We start from the raw sequence: 18412 nt of genomic DNA on the forward strand, positions 1-18412 counted from the left end.
CCGCCCCCCCCGGGGCGGCCCCCCGGCGGCGTCGGGGCCCCCCCCGCGCGGGGGGCGGCCCACTTCGGGTGACGTGCGATCAGGGGCTCACGGCTTGAGGACGAGCGTGTCGCTCGTGCTGCCGTCGACCGCCTTCGCCGAGAACGACCACGGCAGCAGCTCGCCCTTGGCCCACTTGCCGGTCTGGTCGGTGTAGTGGGCGCTGTAGGCGTGCCCGGAGGCGCCGGTCAGGTTGATCCACTTGGACTTGTCGAGATCGGCGAGGTTGACCACCATCCGCATGGACGGCACCCACACGACGCCGTAGCCGCCGGCCGCGTTCCAGCCGGACGCGTTGACCGTCGCCTCGCCGCCGCTGAGCCTCCAGGGGCCGCGGTTGAGGACGTACTGCAGGATGCCCGGGCCCTCGGTGCCCAGGGTCTGGTTCTTCAGGAACAGGCGGTGCAGCCGGCCCCAGCTCCAGGTGTCGATGTCCTTGCCGAGCTTGGCGGTCAGCTCCCAGCGGGCATCGATCAGGGCGCGCTTGAACAGCTCGTCGCGGTTGTCGGCCTTGGGGCGGTCACCCACACCGGCCGGCGCCTTCCACCAGTCGCTGTCCGGCTTGTCCATGAGCTTGCGGACCACCTCGAACCAGCGGTCGCCGCCGTCCGGCTGCGCCTGGTCGGCGTCACGCTCGCCGCACTCGCGCACCTTGCTGTCGTCGTCCACCGGGCTGGTGTTGTCGATCTTGTCCACCCACAGGCACTGGCCCTTGACCCGCAGCTCCTTGGGCATCTTGTTGCCGAAGGCGAGCTTGAGGATGTTGCGCCAGACGGCGTTGAAGTAGGCGGCCGCCGCGGAGTCGGCGTCCTGGGTGTAGTCCCAGCCCTCGAGCAGCTTCTGGGCGTCGCGCACGTCCTTGTCGCCGAGGTTGATCTTCAGCAGCTTGGGCACGAGCAGCTTGGCGATCTCACTGCTGTTGTCCAGCTGCATCTGGCGCATGTCGTCGGTCGAGATCTTGCCGTCGCCCTTGATCTTCGACTCGATCAGATCGGTGATCCGCTGGCTGCGGGCGCCGTAGCCCCAGTCCGCGGTGAGCGTGTAGGGGTACTTGTCCTTGTCGACGACGGCCTGGTTGGCGGTGACGATGTAGCCGCGCGAGGGGTTGTACTCGTACGGCAGCTCGTCCTGCTTGATGTAGCCGGACCAGCGGTACTTGGACTCCCAGCCCGGGACCGGGACCGAGCCATCGTCGCCCTGCGCGCGCGTGGGGATCTTTCCGGGCAGCGTGTAGCCGATGTTGTCCTTGTCGGCGTAGATCAGGTTCTGCGAGGGCACGTCGAACAGCGCGGCCGCGGAGCGGAAGTCGTTCCAGTTGCCCGCCCGGTCCATGGCGAAGACGGCGTCCATGGAGGTGCCCGGCTGCAGGGCCGTCCACTTCAGGGCGATGCCGTAGCCGTCGCCGCGGTCGGGAGCGGCGGCGTCGACGGTGGCCTTCCTGCCGACCTTGACCAGTTCGTCGTCGCGGTCGGACAGCAGCGGCATCCCGTCGGCGGTCCGGCGGACGACGATCTTCTTGGACTCGCCCCCGGCGACCTTGATCGTCTCCTCGCGGGACGTGAAGGGCTTGACCTTGCCGTCGTACAGGTAGCCGTTGCCGCTGAGCTTCTCCAGGTAGAGGTCGGTGACGTCGGCCCCGGAGTTGGTCATGCCCCACGCGATGTCCGCGTTGTGGCCGATTATGACGCCCGGCATGCCGGCGAAGGTGTAGCCGGTGACGTCGTACTGGCACTTGGCGGAGACGGTGCGGCAGTGCAGGCCCATCTGGTACCAGACGGAGGGCAGCGAGGCCGACAGGTGCGGGTCGTTGGCGAGCAGCGGATGCCCGGTGATGGTGTGATTCCCGGCGACGACCCAGGAGTTGGAGCCGATGCCCTGGCCGTTCACACCGACGGCCGCGGGGACGTCGTCCAGGACCTTGTAGAGGCCCGCCAGCTGGCTCGTGAGGGCCGAACCCGCGGTCGACGGGTTCGAGGTGCCCGTGGTGCCCGTCGTGGCCCGTGTGCCGCTCGTGGCGCCGCCCTGCTCGTACGTCTTGGTGGCCGCGTTGTACTGGCCCGTCCGGACGATCGTCTTGTGGCGGCCGTACGGGTACTCGGGGTACAGGTCGGCGATCTGCTGGGGGCCGAGGCGGCTGGTCATCAGGGCGCGGTCGATCTCGTCCTGCATGTTGCCGCGCAGGTCCCAGGCCATCGCCTTCAGCCAGGAGACCGAGTCGACCGGGGTCCACTGCTCGGGCTGGTAGTCGTTGGCGAACCCGAGAGCGGCGTACTCCAGCGAGAGGTCCTTGCCGTCCTTGCCCTCGAGGTAGGCGTTGACGCCCTTGGCGTACGCCTGGAGGTACTGCTTCGTGGCGGCCGACAGCTTGGAGTCGTACTCCTGCTTGGCGATCCGGTCCCAGCCCAGGGTGCGCAGGAACTCGTCGTTCTTGACCTGGTCCTTGCCGAACATCTCCGACAGGCGCCCGGAGGTCATGTGGCGGCGCACGTCCATCTCGTAGAACCGGTCCTGCGCCTGGACGTAGCCCTGCGCCATGAACAGGTCCTCGTCGGACGAGGCGTAGATCTGCGGGATACCGTTGCCGTCCCGCTTCACGTCGACGGGGCCCGAGAGGCCCTCGAGCGTGATCGAACCCGTGGTCTGCGGGAAGGAGGCGCGGACCGTACTGATGGACCAGTACGCCCCGTAGGCGACGCCTCCGATAATGGCCAGCACCAGCACGAGCACGATGAGTCGGGCTTTGCGCCCCTTCTTCCTGCCGGACTTGCCGGGCTTGTCACCCGTTGAGGCGGTGGTGTTGGGGGGCATCGCTGTCCTTGCTGTCCTAACGCGAGCGGCAGGCGGTCCTGGAGTGCTGGAGCAACCATAGGCGCAGGGCCCCGTGCCACTTGACGCGGAGTCGGTGAACCGGCACGGACGGATGTTCGATCTTGCCGCGTGGAGTGTCAAGAAAACGTCAAGAGTTAGGTAAGGTAACGAAGTACTTGGATGCGGAGTGCCGCAGCCTCGGGTCTTGTGTACGTGTGCCCGCGTGTCCCCCGCGTGCGGGGCAGTGAAGGGAACCGCCGCTGACTGTCGACCACCTCAACCAGCTCCTGCTCGTCTGCTCCCTCGTCCTGCTCGTCGCGGTCGCGGCGGTCCGGATCTCCTCGCGCAGCGGGCTCCCCAGCCTGCTCGTCTACCTGGGGATCGGCGTCCTCATGGGCCAGGACGGCATCGGGAACATCCACTTCAACAACGCCGAGCTGACCCAGGTCATGGGGTACGCGGCCCTGGTCGTGATCCTGGCCGAGGGTGGTCTCGGCACGAAGTGGAAGGAGATCGAACCGGCCCTGCCGGCCGCCTCCACGCTGGCGCTGGTGGGAGTCGCGATCAGCGTCGGGGTCACGGCGGCGGGCGCGCACTGTCTGATCGGGCTGGAATGGCGGCAGGCGCTGATCATCGGCGCGGTGGTCTCCTCCACGGACGCGGCGGCGGTCTTCTCGGTACTGCGCAGAATTCCGCTCCCCGCGCGCGTGACGGGCGCCCTGGAGGCGGAGTCGGGCTTCAACGACGCCCCCGTGGTCATCCTGGTCGTGGCCTTCTCCCAGGCGGGCCCGGTCCCGCACTGGTACGTGCTGCTGGGCGAGATAGCGCTGGAACTGGGCATCGGCATGGCCATCGGGCTCGCTGTGGGCTGGCTCGGCTCCTGGGGGCTGCGGCACGTGGCCCTGCCCGCCTCCGGCCTCTACCCGATCGCCGTCATGGCGATCGCGGTCACGGCGTACGCGGGCGGCGCGCTCGCGCACGGCAGCGGCTTCATCGCGGTCTATCTCGCCTCGATGGTGCTCGGCAACGCCAAGCTGCCGCACTGGCCCGCCACCCGCGGCTTCGCCGAGGGACTCGGCTGGATCGCCCAGATCGGCATGTTCGTCCTGCTCGGCCTGCTGGTCACCCCGCACGAGCTGGGCGACGACATCTGGCCCGCCCTGGTCATCGGCCTGGTCCTGACCATGGTGGCGCGCCCGCTGAGCGTGGTGCTCAGCCTGGCGCCGTTCCGGGTGCCGTGGCAGGAGCAGACCCTGATGTCGTGGGCCGGCCTGCGCGGCGCCGTGCCCATCATCCTGGCGACCATCCCCATGGTGAACGGCGTCGACGCCAGCCACCGCATCTTCAACATCGTCTTCGTGCTGGTCGTCGTCTACACCCTCGTCCAGGGGCCCACGCTCCCCTGGCTCGCGGGCAAGCTGCGGCTGGGCGACGGCCCGGAGGCCGCCGACCTGGGCATCGAGTCGGCGCCCCTGGAGCGGCTGCGCGGGCATCTGCTCTCCGTCGCGATCCCCGAGGGCTCGCGGATGCACGGCGTCGAGGTCAACGAGCTGCGGCTGCCGGCCGGGGCGGCCGTCACCCTCGTCGTACGCGAGGGAGAATCGTTCGTGCCCCTGCCGACGACGGTGCTGCGGCACGGGGACGAGCTGCTCGTGGTCGCCACGGACCCCGTCCGGGACGCCGCGGAGCGCCGGCTGCGCGCGGTCGGCCAGGGCGGCAAGCTGGCCGGCTGGCTCGGACTGGGCAGAGACGGGGCGGGCTCCCGTTAAGCGAGTGTTTCGTACGGTTCACACCATTGCCAATCCCAGGTGAACGTGCCCGATGGTGCTCGTTTTCACAGGTGTACGGCGAGTTGCCCCCTGTACGATGAAGGCACCCTGATCGAACCAACTCTGCCTGACGCAGAGCTGGCGCGACCGTATGGCGGCCGGAACGCTCTCCTCTGCACGTGAGCACCGGTATCTACCGCAGTTCCGCGCAAGAGGACAGCTCTCGGCGCGCCCCGCACGGCGAACAAGCCGAAAAGGGGCCGCGCTACCAGGCGGCAGAAAGGCACGGGCCGTGGCATCCACGGTCACCACCGAGCCGTCGAAGAACTCGGCGGCACCGGCCCGCCCGGGATACGGACAACTGCTGCGCACCCGCGGCGCCTGGACGTTCCTGCTCCCCGGCTTCGCGGCGCGCCAGCCGTTCGCGATGCTCACCCTCTCCATCGTGCTGCTGGTGCAGCACACCACCGGCTCGTACGGCGCCGCGGGCGCCGCCGCGGCCGCCACCGGTGTCTCCATGGCGCTGTTCGCGCCCTACAGTGGCCGTCTCGCCGACCGCTACGGTCAGCGCGCCGTGCTGGTCCCCGGCATCCTCGCGCACACGCTGTCCGCGCTGACCCTGACGGCACTCGCGCTGGCCCACGCGCCCCTGTGGGCACTGTTCGCGGCGGCCGTGCCGACCGGCGCCTCGGTGCCGCAGATCGGCCCCATGGTGCGTGCCCGCTGGGGTGTGAAGCTCCAGGACTCACCCCTGATGGCCACCGCGGCCGCCTTCGAGTCCGTGACGGACGAGCTGACCTTCGTCGTCGGCCCGCTGCTGGCGACCGCGCTCTGCACCGCCGTGGACCCGGCCGCCGGCCTGATCACCGAGGCCGCGCTGACCCTGATCGGCGGCCTGCTGTTCGCCGCGCAGAAGAGCACCCAGCCGCCGGTGACCGACGCCGGGCACGCGCGCGTGAAGCAGGCCTCCGCACTCCGCGTCCCCGGAGTGCGCGTGCTGGTCGTGACCTTCCTGGGCATCGGGTCGGTCTTCGGCGGCATGCAGGTCGGTCTCGCCGCGTTCAGCGAGTCGATCGGCGAGCCCGGCCTCAACGGCGTCCTGTACGGCACCTTCGCGGCGGGCAACATGCTCTCCGGGATCGTCTGCGGCGCGATCGCCTGGAAGGTCGCCCCGCAGCGGCGCCTGGTCCTCGGCTACACGGCCCTCGCGCTGACCGCCTCCGCCCTGTGGACCGCCCACTCGGCGCTCCTGCTCGCGGGCCTCGGCCTCCTGGTCGGCATGTGCATCGCCCCCGCCCTGATCACCGGCTACACCCTGGTCGAGGGCCTGGTCCCGGCCGGTGCCCGCACCGAGGCCTTCACCTGGCTGACCGGCGCGGTCGCCCTGGGCCAGGCGGCCGCGGTCACCGTGGCCGGGCAACTGGAGGACCGCCTCTGGGACGGTGCCGGATTCCTGGTTCCGATGGCCGGCACCGTGCTCGCCCTGGCGACCCTGGTGGCGCTGCGCTCGCTGCTGGCCGCCCGGCCGCGGACCCGCACCGTCGCACGTGGCGTCGGTCACCGCGTGCCGGTGACGGTGGACTGATCCCCGGGAATACGTCACTATGGACCGTCGTTAGCACTCATCGAGTAAGAGTGCCAGGAGGAAGACAGTGCCGACCTACCAGTACCAGTGCACCGAGTGCGGCGAGGGCCTCGAGGCGGTGCAGAAGTTCACCGACGACGCCCTGACCGAGTGCCCCAACTGCGGTGGCCGCCTCAAGAAGGTGTTCTCCGCGGTCGGCATCGTCTTCAAGGGCTCCGGCTTCTACCGCAACGACAGCCGCGGCTCCTCGTCGAGCAGCAGCCCGGCGTCGAAGTCCCCGTCGGGCTCCACCTCGTCGGCCTCGACGAGCTCGTCGAGTTCGTCGGGCTCCACCTCGTCGACCTCCGACTCGAAGCCGTCGTCGAGCTCCACCAGCAGCTCCGCCGCCTGAGACTCCTCCCCGCGGACCCTGCCGTCGCCCGACGGCAGGGTTCCGGCGTTCCCCGGGACCCGCTCCCCCGCGTTTGCGCAGCCAGCTAATGTGCTCGTCATGGCGAACGCAGAGATCGGTGTAATCGGCGGATCCGGGTTCTACTCGTTCCTCGACGACGTGACCGAGATCCAGGTGGACACCCCCTACGGCGCACCCAGCGACTCCCTCTTCCTCGGCGAGATCGCCGGCCGACGGGTCGCCTTCCTGCCCCGGCACGGACGCGGACACCATCTGCCGCCGCACCGCATCAACTACCGGGCCAACCTCTGGGCCCTGCGCTCCCTGGGCGTCCGCCAGGTCCTCGGCCCCTGCGCGGTCGGCGGTCTGCGCCCCGAGTACGGGCCCGGCACGCTGCTCGTGCCGGACCAGCTGGTGGACCGGACGAAGTCCCGGGTGGGCACGTACTTCGACGGACTGCCGCTGGCCGACGGCACCGTGCCGAACGTCGTGCACGTGTCCCTGGCCGACCCCTACTGCCCCACCGGGCGAGCCGCCGCGTCGAAGGCCGCCCGTGGCCGGGACTGGGAGCCCGTGGACGGCGGCACGCTGGTCGTGGTCGAGGGGCCGCGCTTCTCCACTCGCGCCGAATCGCTGTGGCACCGGGCGCAGGGCTGGTCCGTGGTGGGCATGACCGGCCACCCGGAGGCGGCGCTCGCCCGTGAACTGGAGCTCTGCTACACGTCCTTGACTCTCGTCACCGACCTCGACGCCGGCGCGGAGACCGGCGAGGGTGTCTCGCACGAGGAGGTCCTGCAGGTGTTCGCGGCCAACGTGGACCGGATGCGGGGCGTCCTGTTCGACGCGGTGGCGGCGCTGCCGGACAACGAGGCGCGGGACTGCCTGTGCGCGAACGCGCTCGGCGGGATGAATCCGGGATTCGAGCTGCCGTGACCACGGCCGGGTGAGCGAGTTGTCCACAACCCGCCAGTAGCCCACCGGCTCCGGCGAGCTTCGGCGCGAGGCCTCATCGTGGCTTCGCAAGCCGATTCCTCGTCGCAGGTGGTGGTTCCTCGTGCCCTTCGCTCCCTCTTCGTCCTCTTCGTCCTCCCCGTCCTCCCCGTCCTCCCCGTTCTCGCGGTCCGTCCCTTCTCCCCTTCACTCCCCGCGCCCGCTGGGCACCGACGCTCCCTCCACGTGCGAGATCCCGCACTTCGCGCCGGTGCGGGTGCGCGGCGGGCGGTATCGGCTGCAGCGGCTCGTGCGGCATCGCCGGCGGGCCGTGGCGGCGGGCCTCGCCGTCACCGCGGCCGCGCTCGTGGCGGCCGGACCGCGCGCCGCGACGGACCGGGACCAGGGCGAGCGGGCACGCGGGCATCCGGTGCCGGAGCCCGCGCGACGCCATCATGCGGTGGAGGTGGTCACCGCGCCCGTGCGGATCGCGGATGCCGCCACCGTCCGGCTGCTGCGGCCCGGCGACCGGGTCGACGTGATCGCCGCCGGGGATCCGGCTGCCGGCGGGGATGCCCGGGTGATCGCGCGCGGGGCACGTGTGACGAGGCTGCCGGAGCCCCTGGACGGCGCCGCGGAGAGCGGAGCGCTGGTGGTGCTCTCGGTGCCGCGGTCCACCGCGGCGCGCCTCGTCGGCGCGAGCGCGACGGCCCGGCTGGCGGTGACGCTGTGCTGAGCACCCGCCACCGTCCGCTCGGCGACGTCCCGTCGGGGCAGCGGAGCGAGCCATGGAATTGGACAGGACGGCGGCATCGTGCCGTAGGTTGCGGAGCGTTTCGTTCCACACCCTGTGCGCGCGAGGAGAGTCCCCGAGGTGAGCGAGAAGAAGGAACCGAGCATCTGGCAGGGCTTCAAAGCCTTCCTGATGCGCGGCAACGTCGTCGACCTGGCGGTCGCGGTGGTCATCGGCGCGGCCTTCACGAACATCGTGAACTCGCTGGTGAAGGGCATAATCAACCCGCTGGTCGGCGCGATCGGCACACAGAACCTCGACAACTACAGCTCGTGCCTGAGCTCGTCGTGCAAGGGCACGCACGGCATCCAGCTGATGTGGGGCTCCGTCCTCGGTGCCACGCTCAGCTTTGTGATCACCGCGGCGGTGGTCTACTTCCTGATGGTCCTGCCGATGGCGAAGTACCTGGCCCGGGTGGAGGCCCGCCGCAGGGCCCGGGAGGGCACGCAGGAGGTCATCGAGGTGACGGAGCTGGAGGTGCTCCAGCAGATCCGCGACGAGCTGATCGCACAGCGCGGCGCCCCGGTCCGGGGCGAACGGTAGCGGCGGCGGAGGTCTCGCCGGGGCGGTCTCAGAGGTGGTGGGGCGGCTTCTCGTCGAGGAACCGCTTCAGGTCGGCGGCGCTGCCGCCGTCACCTCGCTCGCCCCATCCGCGGTCCGTGTCGTCCGAGGACTGCTGGTTCAGCGGGTCGTCGAAGACCAGCGCGGACTTCGGGTCACGCGGCTCGGGGGCGGGGTCGCTGCTCATGCCTCAAGGGTACGGGCCCGCCTCCGTCCCCCCGCCCATCGTCACCCGGTCCACTTGTGAATCCATGCACAAGATTTGGCTGCGGTTCCAGATGGGGTTTCATGCTGTGCTGGGAGGCATGACGCCGAGTTCCGCTTCTGCGCCCGCCTCCTCTCCGGGCGGGGACCAGTCTCCCGGTCCCCTGCGCCGGCTCACCGCACGCGGGCGTGACGAGGCACACCGTGTCGCCTCGCCGCTCGAGCTCTTCTTCGACCTGTGTTTCGTCGTAGCCGTCGCACAGGCCGGCGTTCAGCTCGTGCACTCCGTGGCCGGGGGGCACGCGGGCCAGGGCATCCTGAACTACGCCTTGGTGTTCTTCGCCATCTGGTGGGCCTGGATGAACTTCACCTGGTTCGCCTCGGCGTACGACAACGACGACGTGCTGTACCGGTCCGTCACGCTGGTCCAGATCGCCGGTGTGCTCGTCCTGGCCGCCGGCATCTCCCCGGCGTTCCAGGACCGCGACTACCTGGTCGTGGTTCTCGGTTACGTCATCATGCGGCTGGCGATGGTCACACAGTGGCTCAGAGCCGCGAGATCGGCCCGGGGCGCGGAGAGAACCATGGCCCTGCGGTACGCCTTCGGCGTCCTGGTGTGCCAGGTGGGCTGGTCCGGCCTGGTGCTCCTGCCACAGGCCGCGCGTCTCTGGCTGTTCCTGGTCATGGTGATCGCGGAGCTGTGCGTACCGGTGTACGCGGAGCGGGCCTGCGCCACGTCCTGGCATCCGCACCACATCGCCGAACGGTACGGGCTGTTCACGATCATCGTGCTCGGCGAGACGATCGCCGCGGCCACGGTCGCCGTGAAGTCCGCCGTGGACGAGCACGACGTACTGGGCGAACTGCTACCGATCGCGGCGGGCGGTCTGCTGATCGTCTTCTCCGCCTGGTGGATCTACTTCGCGGTGCCGATCCACGGTCATCTGCGCTCCAACAGGCAGTCGTTCCTGTGGGGCTACGGCCACTACCTGATCTTCTCTTCGGCCGCCGCGATCGGCGCCGGTCTGGAGGTGGCGGTCGAGCAGGCGGTCGGCACGGCGCACATCTCCGTCCTGTCCGCCTCGGCGGCCGTCACGCTGCCGACGGCGCTGTACCTGCTCACCGTCTGGGCGCTGCACCTGCGCCACTTCAAGATCGGCATCGCCCAGCAGATGGTGCTTCCGGCCATGGCGCTGCTGGTGATCTGCTGCACCTTCCTGGGCGACTGGGCGGTGCTCGCCGCGGGCCTGGTGTCGGCGCTGACCGTGGTGGCGGGAGTGATCCTGACGGCGCGGACGGGCGCCCGCGCGGACGGGGCGAAGGCGACCGCGCCCGCCGCGTGAGCCCTCCTGGCGCGGCCCGGGCCGGTACAGACTGGCTGCCATGACAGTCGACGCATTGACGGACGTGGCCGGACTGCGGGTGGGGCACGCGACACGCAGCGGCGACGGCTGGCTCACGGGCACCACGGTCGTCCTCGCTCCCGAGGGCGGCGCCGTCGCCGCCGTGGACGTGCGCGGCGGTGGCCCCGGCACCAAGGAGACCGACGCACTCGACCCGCGCAACGTGGTGCAGAAGGTCGAGGCGATCGTGCTGACCGGCGGCAGCGCGTACGGGCTCGACGCGGCGTCCGGGGTGATGGCCTGGCTGGAGGAACAGGGGCGCGGCGTCCCGGTCGGGTCCGACCCGGCGCATGTCGTCCCGGTGGTGCCCGCCGCCTGTGTCTTCGACCTCGGCCGGGGCGGGAACTTCCGGGCCAGGCCGGACGCTTCGACGGGGCGGGCGGCGGTCGAGGCGGCCGCGGCGAGCGCAGCGGGCGCACCGGTGCCCCAGGGGTGTGTGGGGGCCGGTACGGGCGCCGCGGTGAAGTGGCTGAAGGGCGGGGTCGGCACCGCGAGCACCGTCCTCGACTCGGGGATCACGGTGGCGGCGCTGGTGGTCGCCAACTCCGTGGGATCGGTGCTGGATCCGGAAACGGGGGTGCTGTACGGGGAGTTGTTCCAGGGGCGGGTGGAGTATCCGGAGGCGCGGGTGCACGAGGCCGCACGCCGGCGCCTGGCCGAGGCCGCCGCGAAGAACGCCCCGCCGGTGCTGAACACCACGCTCGCCGTGGTCGCCACGGACGCGGAACTCTCCAAGGCGCAGGCGCAGAAGGTGGCCGGCACCGCGCACGACGGCATTGCGCGCGCCGTGCGCCCGGTGCATCTGCTGAACGACGGCGACACCGTGTTCGCGCTGGCCACGGGAGCGCGTCCGCTCGACGCCGAGCGCCCGCTCGCGCTCAACGACGTCCTCGCGGCCGGCGCGGACCTCGTGACGCGCGCGATCGTCCGCGCCGTACGCGCCGCCGAGTCGGTGGACGGGCCGGGTGGAACGTGGCCGTCGTACGAGGAGTTGTACGGGTCCCGGTAACCCGGCCGCTGTCGTCCGGCTGCCGTCTTCGGATTGTCCCGGTTCTGTCACGTGGTGGCGTTCAGGGCAGTGGGAGGGAACCCTCGCGGGCCTCGGTTCCCTCTATCTCCACGCACTGGAGCGGATCACCCACATCACACGAACCTGGAGCAGCCCGTGACAACGCCGGACATTGCAGCGCGGCGCACACTGGGGGCCTGTGCCGCCCTGATGGTCGGCGCCCTCACCCTCACCGCCTGCGGCGGCGACGCCAGCGCCAAGAGCGACGACTCCAAGGGTGGCAAGGACTCGGCCAAGACGTCCTCGGCGCAGATAGCCATCTCGGCCAAGGACGGCTCGACCAGCGCGTCCATCAACGCCACCGGCGTGAAGGTCAGCGGCGGCAAGCTGACCGAGGTGAAGATGACCGTGGCGGGATCGGGGCAGGCCGTGCCCGGCACGATCTCGGCCGACGGCGCCACCTGGAAGCCGAAGGAGCAGCTGGAGCGCGGCACGAAGTACCAGATCTCGGCGACCGCGAAGGACGCCGACGGGCGTACGTCCGCGGCCAATTCCATCTTCACCACGGTCACGTCGGCGAACAGCTTCATCGGCACGTACACGCCGGACAACGGCACGACGGTCGGTGTCGGGATGCCGGTGTCGTTCAACTTCAACAAGGTCATCACCGACAAGAAGGCCGTGCAGTCGCACATCACGGTCACCTCCAGCAGCGGCCAGCAGGTGGTCGGCCACTGGTTCGGTGCGCAGCGGCTCGACTTCCGGCCCCAGGAGTACTGGAAGGCCGGCTCCAAGGTCACGATGAAGATCGACCTGGACGGGGTCCAGGGCGCCAATGGCGTCTACGGCGTGCAGAAGAAGACCGTGACCTTCACCATCGGGCGCTCGCAGGTCTCCACGGTCGACGTCAACACGCAGACGATGACGGTGGTACGGGACGGCACGACGCTCAAGAGCGTGCCGATCTCGTCGGGCAGCCCCGAGCACACCACGTACAACGGGCAGATGGTGATCTCCGAGAAGTTCACGCAGACGCGCATGAACGGATCGACGGTGGGCTACGGCGGCGAGTACGACATCTCGGACGTGCCGCACGCGATGCGCCTGACGACGTCCGGCACCTTCGTCCACGGCAACTACTGGTACAACAAGGGCAACCCGCCCTTCGGCCGGCAGGGCACCAGCCACGGCTGCGTCGGCCTCCAGGACGTGCAGGGCGCGCAGGGGGACACGACCGGCAAGTGGTTCTACGACAACTCACTCATCGGTGACGTCGTGGTCGTGAAGAACTCCCCCGACAAGACGGTGTCCCCGGACAACGGGCTCAACGGCTGGAACATGTCGTGGAGCGAGTGGCAGGCGGGCAGCGCAGCCTGATGGGAAGTGCCTTCTGACCGGCCGGTTTTGACGTGTCGTCGGGCCGCGCGGGAACCAACCGCGCGGCCCACGCGTTTTCCCGACGTACGTTTTCTCGGTTCCCGGACATGATGTCCGACCGAGGGGCTACGGTATGCACCCACAAGGTGACATGCAGCAACGCCGGGAGCAACCTTGAGCGTTCCGTACGAGACGACAGCGTACGAACCAGCCGAGTCGCCCGAGTCTCCGGAGGAGCACCTCGCGCGGCTCCTCGGTCGTGCCCTGAACTCCTTCGAGCTGCCCGACGAGGCCATACGGCAGCTCGACTGCGCGCTGGCGCACGACAGTTCGCTGCACTCCGCGCACCACAGCTCGGGGCTGCACCGCGAGACGTACCGGCACACCTGGCTGCTCCCCGACGGCTCGGCGGTCACCCTCTGGGAGCTCGTCCACAACACCGCACCCGGCAGCGAGCCCCAGCACGAGGTGTATGTCGACGAGGAGGAGCTGCGCGCCGCGACCGCCCGGCTGCCGCTGCCGCCGGACGCGCCGGACTTCGAACTGCCGGTGCTGACGCAGCTGTCGCCGATCCTCGAGCCGCGACACGTGTATGTTCCGGACGACTCGGCGGACCACGCGCGCCGCCTCCTGCGCCGCGCGGAGAACCCGGACCGGCCGGGCCCGGAGATGGCCGCGCTGCTGGCGACGGCGTTCGCGCACCAGATCACCCAGGCCTTCGGCCGCCCGGGGCGGGCCGGCCGGGTGGGGCTGTGCTTCTCGCTCTACGAGCACGCGTTCCTGCTGCGCGACGGCAAGGAACTCTCCCTCTGGGAGGTCGAGCACACGGCGACGCCCGACGGACGGCACATGTGCGAGGTCTACCTGTCGGAGGACGCGGCCCGCGACGCCATGGAGCGCCGGGCGGCACGGCAGGCCTGAAGCGCTCCCCTTGAAGCGCTCCCCTGAGGCGCTCCCTTGGGGTCTAGCGCTCCCCGAGGCGTCGTACCAGGCCCGCGAACGCGTCCTTCTCCGCCGGGGTCAGTTCGACGGACTCCCGGTGGGGAGGGGCCTGGCGCTGATGCGGGAGGGCCTGGAGCACGGGACCCGAGCGCCGTACGGCGGCCGCGGCGCGGGCGCGACGCCGGGTGCGCAGCATGATGACCCAGGTCGCGGTCACCAGGGCCAGGCCGACCACGCCGGTCAGCTGGAGAATCGAGACGTGCTCAGGCATGGGCACAGTACACACCACGGTCCGGGACTTTGGTCCCGGACCGTGACGTATCTCGCAGGTGCCGTGAATGACTCACAGCACTCCAAAGGGACAGGGGCGAGGGGGCGAGGGGGCAAGGCGCAAAAAGCGGTCAAGGGGGCACGGGTGGCGGGCCGTTACGCCGCCACCGGCTGCTTCGTCTCCGTCTTCGCCGTGGCCGGGTTCGCCGTCGGCCCGGTGCTGACGGCCTGCTTGCGCATGCCCTTCAGGATCACCACCAGCGCCGTCGTGACGCACACACCGACCGCGATGGCGACCAGGTAGAGGAACGGGTTGCCGATCAGCGGGACCACGAAGATGCCGCCGTGCGGGGCGCGCAGCGTGGCGCCGAAGGCCATCGACAGGGCGCCGGTGACCGCACCGCCGACCATCGCGGACGGGATGACGCGCAGCGGGTCGGCCGCGGCGAACGGGATCGCGCCCTCCGAGATGAAGGAGGCGCCCAGGACCCAGGCGGCCTTGCCGTTCTCGCGCTCGGTCTGGGTGAAGAGCCTGCCGCGCACGGTCGTCGCCAGGGCCATCGCCAGCGGCGGGACCATACCGGCCGCCATGACCGCGGCCATGATCTTCATCGCGGAGTCGCTGGGGCTGGCGACCGCGATACCGGCCGTGGCGAAGGTGTACGCGACCTTGTTGACCGGGCCGCCGAGGTCGAAGCACATCATCAGGCCGAGCAGGGCGCCCAGCAGGATGGCGTTGGTGCCGGTGAGGCCGTTCAGCCAGTCCGTCATGCCCTTCTGGGCGGACGCGATGGGCTTGCCGATCACGACGAACATCAGGAATCCGACGATCGCCGAGGAGATCAGTGGGATCACCACCACCGGCATGATGCCGCGCAACGCCGCCGGGATGTCGAGCCGCTGGATCGCCATCACCACCCCACCGGCGATCAGACCGGCCGCCAGGCCGCCGAGGAAGCCCGCGTTGATGGTGAGGGCTATGGAGCCGCCGACGAAGCCGGGCACGAGACCAGGGCGGTCCGCCATGCCGTAGGCGATGTATCCGGCGAGGACCGGAACGAGGAAGGCAAAGGCCACGATGCCGATCTGGAAGCACAGCGCGCCCCAGCTGTCGGCCTGCGTCCACACGAAGTGGTCCATCACCGACGGCGCCTTGTTGATCTTGTAGCCGCCGATCGCGAAGCCGAGGGCGATCAGCAGACCGCCGGCCGCCACGAACGGAACCATGTAGCTGACGCCGGACATCAGCCACTTGCGGAGCTTGGTGCCGTAGCCCTCGGTGGAGTCGCCCGCGCGCTCGACCGGCGTGGCGGGCGCGGAGCCCGCCGTCACCTCGCCGCGCTCGGCCTTGGCACGCACCTCGGCGATCAGCTCGGCGGGGCGGTTGATGCCCGCTTTCACACCGACGTCGACCGTGGGCTTCCCGGCGAAGCGCTCCTTGTCGCGCACCGGGACGTCGTGCGCGAAGATCACCGCGTCCGCCGCCGCGATCACGGCCGGGTCGAGCCGGGTGAAGCCGGCCGAGCCCTGCGTCTCGACGAGCACCTCGACGCCCGCCTCATGGCCCGCGTGCTCCAGCGACTCGGCCGCCATATAGGTGTGGGCGATGCCGGTCGGGCAGGAGGTGACGGCGACGACGCGGAACGCGCGCGCGGCGGAGGCGCCCGCCGCGGCGCCCTGTGCCGTACTGCCCGCCGCGGCGCCGGCGGAGGCCGCCCCCGGCGCCGCAGCGGTGCCTTCGGAGGCGCTCACGGCGCCCTGCGCGCCACCGGAAGCGCCGTGGGCGCCCTCGGCGGCGCCCTCACCCGCGGGCGCCTCGTCCCCGCGGATCAGCGCGGCCGCGACGCCCGCGTCACCCGCCGAGCGCAGCGCGTCGGTGAACTCGGCGTTCATCAGCTGCCGGGCCAGCGAGGACAGGATCGTCAGATGGGCGTCGTCGGCACCGGCCGGGGCCGCGATCAGGAAGATGAGGTCGGCCGGACCGTCCGCCGCGCCGAAGTCGATCCCGGCGGCGCTGTGCCCGAAGGCGAGCGTCGGCTCGGTCACGTGCGCGCTGCGGCAGTGCGGGATGCCGATGCCGCCGTCCAGGCCGGTCGGCATCTGTGCCTCCCGGGCGGCCACGTCGGCGAGGAAGCCCTCCAGGTCGGTCACCCGGCCCAGGGCCACCATGCGCTCGGCGAGGGCACGCGCCGCCGCTTCCTTGGTGTCGGCGGACAGGTCGAGATCGACCAGGTCCGCGGTGATCATGTCGCTCATCGCGGGCTCCTATGCGCGCGTATCGCCCGTGGAGTGGAGTGGGCGGGGGTGGGGACGGGGGTCCTGTGGGGGAAAGCGGGGGATGTGGGGAGTGCGGGGAATACGGGGGTGGTGGCGAGTAACGGGGAGCGGCGCCACGTCCGGTCCACAGCCGTCGTACGGCGTCTCGTGCGTACGTTCATGACACCGGCTCCGTCAGTTCGCGGTCCACCGGGACCTCCGCCGTGACCGTCACCGCCGTCGGGTCCAGGTCGGCGGGCGTGGGCATCACGCTGCCGGGCAGCTGGACGGCGGCGGCGCCGTGCGCGACTGCGGACGCGAGCGCCTCGGGCCCGCTGCCGCCCGCCACCAGGAAGCCCGCGAGGGAGGCGTCGCCCGCTCCGACATTGCTGCGTACGACGTCCACCCGCGCGCTCCCGAACCAAGTACCCGCGTCGTCCACGAGCAACTGCCCGTCGGCGCCCAGGCTTGCGAGTACGGCGCGCGCGCCCATGGCGCGCAACTCCTCGGCCGCCTTCACCGCGTCGCCCACGGTCGCCAGGGGACGCCCGACGGCCTCCGCGAGCTCCTCGGCGTTCGGCTTCACCACGTCCGGACGCTCACGCAGCGCCTCGATCAGCGCGGGCCCCGACGTGTCCAGCGCGATACGCGCACCCGCGGCGTGCACCCGGGCGACCAGATCGGCGTACCAGGCCGGCGTGAGGCCCCTCGGCAGGCTTCCGCAGCAGGCGATCCAGTCGGCGTCGCCCGCGTGCTCGCGCACCGTCTCGAACAGCAGCTCCTGCTCCGTCGCCGACAGCTCCGGCCCCGGCGCGTTGATCTTGGTGAGCACCCCGTCCGCCTCCGCGAGCGCGATGTTCGAGCGGGTGGCTCCGGCGACCGGCACCGGCGCGACCTCGATGCCCTGCGCGTCGAGCAGATCGGCGACCAGCGCTCCCGGCGCACCACCCAGGGGCAGCACCGCGACCGTGCGTCGGCCTGCGGCCGCGACGGCGCGCGACACGTTCACGCCCTTGCCGCCGGGATCCATGCGCTCGCCGGTGGCGCGGATGACCTCGCCGCGCTCGAGCGAGGGGACCTCGTAGGTGCGGTCGAGGGACGGGTTGGGGGTGACGGTGAGGATCATGCGCGCACTACTTCCGTGCCGCCGCGCTCGATGGCGGCGGCGTCTTCGGGGCTCAGCCCGCTGTCGGTGATCAGCAGGTCCACATCGTTCAGGTCGCCGAAGCGGGCGAAGTGCTCCTGGCCGTGCTTGGCGGAGTCGGCGAGGAGGACCACGCGGCGGGCCGCGGCGACCGCCGCGCGCTTCACCGCGGCCTCGGCGAGATCGGGGGTGGTCAGACCGTGCTCGACGGAGAAGCCGTTGGCGGCGACGAAGAGGACGTCCGCCCTGATCTCGCCGTATGCGCGCAGCGCCCAGGCGTCCACGGCCGCGCGCGTGCGGTGTCGTACGCGGCCCCCGACGAGGTGGAGCTGGATGCCGGGGTGGTCCGCGAGGCGGGCCGCGATCGGCAGGCTGTGCGTGACGACGGTGAGCGTCGACTCCAGGGGGATGGCCCCGGCGAGGCGGGCGACCGTCGTACCGGCGTCGAGGATCATCGTGCCCTCGGTCGGCAGCTCGGTGACGGCCGCCTTGGCGATGCGGTCCTTCTCGTCGGCCGAGGTGGACTCGCGCTCGGCGAGGTCCGGTTCGAAGTCGAGGCGTCCGGCCGGAATGGCACCGCCGTGCACCCGGCGGACCAGGCCGGCGCGGTCGAGGGCCTTCAGATCCCGGCGGATCGTTTCCGCCGTCACCTGGAACTCCTCGGCGAGCGACACCACATCCACCCGGCCGCCCTCACGGGCGAGCCGGAGGATCTCCTGCTGTCGCTCCGGTGCGTACATGTCCGCTTGCCTCCGAGTGATGCCCGAATTTGTGGTTTCGTTGGGAGACTACGCCTGGAATTCCGGAAAGTAAACAGGTTCGGGCCCGATTCGGGCATGAACGGACGTCCGGCTGTGTCCGGGACCATGTCTTCCGGCCCCGCCCGGACACACGGAAGGGCCCGGCACCCTCGGGTGCCGGGCCCTTCCTC

16 protein-coding genes are annotated in these 18412 nt (G+C 70.9%); 10 read left to right on the forward strand and 6 right to left on the reverse strand.

Annotation, left to right across the window (positions count from 1 at the left end):
• Positions 1–87 precede the first annotated feature (87 nt).
• Positions 88–2847, reverse strand: a complete 2760-nt coding sequence (locus Q8A52_RS04570; RefSeq protein WP_316749076.1) for a penicillin acylase family protein — start codon at positions 2845–2847, stop codon at positions 88–90.
• Positions 2848–3107: 260 nt separating this feature from the next.
• Between Q8A52_RS04570 and Q8A52_RS04575 the strand changes: the two genes are divergently transcribed.
• The 6 genes from Q8A52_RS04575 (at position 3108) to mscL (ending at position 8858) form a co-directional block, all read left to right on the forward strand.
• A complete protein-coding gene (locus Q8A52_RS04575; protein WP_316749956.1) occupies positions 3108–4616 on the forward strand; it encodes a potassium/proton antiporter in 1509 nt (502 codons plus the stop codon).
• A gap of 292 nt (positions 4617–4908) precedes the next feature.
• Positions 4909–6201, forward strand: a complete 1293-nt coding sequence (locus Q8A52_RS04580) for an MFS transporter (RefSeq protein ID WP_316749078.1) — start codon at positions 4909–4911, stop codon at positions 6199–6201.
• 67 nt (positions 6202–6268) lie between these two features.
• Positions 6269–6592 carry an FmdB family zinc ribbon protein gene (locus tag Q8A52_RS04585; RefSeq protein WP_316749080.1) on the forward strand — a complete coding sequence of 108 codons (324 nt, stop codon included), beginning with the start codon at positions 6269–6271 and terminating at the stop codon, positions 6590–6592.
• 99 nt (positions 6593–6691) lie between these two features.
• A complete protein-coding gene (locus Q8A52_RS04590) occupies positions 6692–7525 on the forward strand; it encodes an S-methyl-5'-thioadenosine phosphorylase (RefSeq protein WP_316749082.1) in 834 nt (277 codons plus the stop codon).
• Positions 7526–7646: 121 nt separating this feature from the next.
• Positions 7647–8258 carry a CpaB family protein gene (locus Q8A52_RS04595; protein ID WP_316749084.1) on the forward strand — a complete coding sequence of 204 codons (612 nt, stop codon included), beginning with the start codon at positions 7647–7649 and terminating at the stop codon, positions 8256–8258.
• 138 nt (positions 8259–8396) lie between these two features.
• On the forward strand, positions 8397–8858 hold the full coding sequence (mscL, locus tag Q8A52_RS04600) for a large conductance mechanosensitive channel protein MscL (protein ID WP_316749086.1): 462 nt from the start codon (positions 8397–8399) through the stop codon (positions 8856–8858).
• A 28-nt stretch (positions 8859–8886) separates the two neighbouring features.
• On the opposite strand, the gene Q8A52_RS04605 is transcribed toward mscL, so the two are convergent.
• Entirely contained in the window at positions 8887–9063 is a 177-nt protein-coding gene (locus tag Q8A52_RS04605) for a hypothetical protein (RefSeq protein WP_316749088.1), read from the reverse strand.
• A 118-nt stretch (positions 9064–9181) separates the two neighbouring features.
• On the opposite strand from Q8A52_RS04605, the gene Q8A52_RS04610 reads away from it, so the two are divergent.
• The 4 genes from Q8A52_RS04610 (at position 9182) to Q8A52_RS04625 (ending at position 13790) form a co-directional block, all read left to right on the forward strand.
• Positions 9182–10423: a low temperature requirement protein A gene (locus tag Q8A52_RS04610; protein ID WP_316749090.1), complete on the forward strand. Its 1242-nt coding sequence runs from the start codon at positions 9182–9184 to the stop codon at positions 10421–10423.
• 40 nt (positions 10424–10463) lie between these two features.
• Entirely contained in the window at positions 10464–11492 is a 1029-nt protein-coding gene (locus tag Q8A52_RS04615) for a P1 family peptidase (RefSeq protein WP_316749092.1), read from the forward strand.
• 156 nt (positions 11493–11648) lie between these two features.
• On the forward strand, positions 11649–12869 hold the full coding sequence (locus tag Q8A52_RS04620) for a L,D-transpeptidase (protein WP_316749094.1): 1221 nt from the start codon (positions 11649–11651) through the stop codon (positions 12867–12869).
• A gap of 174 nt (positions 12870–13043) precedes the next feature.
• A complete protein-coding gene (locus Q8A52_RS04625) occupies positions 13044–13790 on the forward strand; it encodes a DUF6227 family protein (protein ID WP_316749096.1) in 747 nt (248 codons plus the stop codon).
• Between the two features lie 43 nt (positions 13791–13833).
• Here the strand turns inward: Q8A52_RS04625 and Q8A52_RS04630 are convergent, their stop codons facing one another.
• The 4 genes from Q8A52_RS04630 to Q8A52_RS04645 all read right to left on the reverse strand — a co-directional run bounded on the left by Q8A52_RS04630 (position 13834) and on the right by Q8A52_RS04645 (position 18221).
• On the reverse strand, positions 13834–14082 hold the full coding sequence (locus Q8A52_RS04630; protein WP_316749098.1) for a hypothetical protein: 249 nt from the start codon (positions 14080–14082) through the stop codon (positions 13834–13836).
• Positions 14083–14237: 155 nt separating this feature from the next.
• Complete coding sequence (locus Q8A52_RS04635) at positions 14238–16337, reverse strand: PTS fructose transporter subunit IIABC (protein ID WP_316749100.1); 2100 nt, start codon at positions 16335–16337, stop codon at positions 14238–14240.
• 178 nt (positions 16338–16515) lie between these two features.
• On the reverse strand, positions 16516–17463 hold the full coding sequence (gene pfkB, locus Q8A52_RS04640) for a 1-phosphofructokinase (protein ID WP_316749102.1): 948 nt from the start codon (positions 17461–17463) through the stop codon (positions 16516–16518).
• Positions 17460–18221: a DeoR/GlpR family DNA-binding transcription regulator gene (locus Q8A52_RS04645; RefSeq protein WP_316749104.1), complete on the reverse strand. Its 762-nt coding sequence runs from the start codon at positions 18219–18221 to the stop codon at positions 17460–17462. The genes pfkB and Q8A52_RS04645 overlap by 4 nt, the downstream gene beginning before the upstream one ends.
• Positions 18222–18412 lie beyond the last annotated feature (191 nt).

The sequence above is a fragment of the Streptomyces herbicida genome (assembly GCF_032656585.1).
Taxonomy (GTDB): domain Bacteria; phylum Actinomycetota; class Actinomycetes; order Streptomycetales; family Streptomycetaceae; genus Streptomyces; species Streptomyces herbicida.

Excerpts from the sequence above, each read along its gene's own strand:
- Q8A52_RS04570 (WP_316749076.1), bottom strand. The coding sequence starts at position 2,847 with ATGCCCCCCAACACCACCGCCTCAACGGGTGACAAGCCCGGCAAGTCC.
- Q8A52_RS04590 (WP_316749082.1), top strand. The coding sequence starts at position 6,692 with ATGGCGAACGCAGAGATCGGTGTAATCGGCGGATCCGGGTTCTACTCG.
- Q8A52_RS04605 (WP_316749088.1), bottom strand. The coding sequence starts at position 9,063 with ATGAGCAGCGACCCCGCCCCCGAGCCGCGTGACCCGAAGTCCGCGCTG.
- Q8A52_RS04610 (WP_316749090.1), top strand. The coding sequence starts at position 9,182 with ATGACGCCGAGTTCCGCTTCTGCGCCCGCCTCCTCTCCGGGCGGGGAC.
- Q8A52_RS04615 (WP_316749092.1), top strand. The coding sequence starts at position 10,464 with ATGACAGTCGACGCATTGACGGACGTGGCCGGACTGCGGGTGGGGCAC.
- Q8A52_RS04630 (WP_316749098.1), bottom strand. The coding sequence starts at position 14,082 with ATGCCTGAGCACGTCTCGATTCTCCAGCTGACCGGCGTGGTCGGCCTG.
- Q8A52_RS04635 (WP_316749100.1), bottom strand. The coding sequence starts at position 16,337 with ATGAGCGACATGATCACCGCGGACCTGGTCGATCTCGACCTGTCCGCC.
- pfkB (WP_316749102.1), bottom strand. The coding sequence starts at position 17,463 with ATGATCCTCACCGTCACCCCCAACCCGTCCCTCGACCGCACCTACGAG.
- Q8A52_RS04645 (WP_316749104.1), bottom strand. The coding sequence starts at position 18,221 with ATGTACGCACCGGAGCGACAGCAGGAGATCCTCCGGCTCGCCCGTGAG.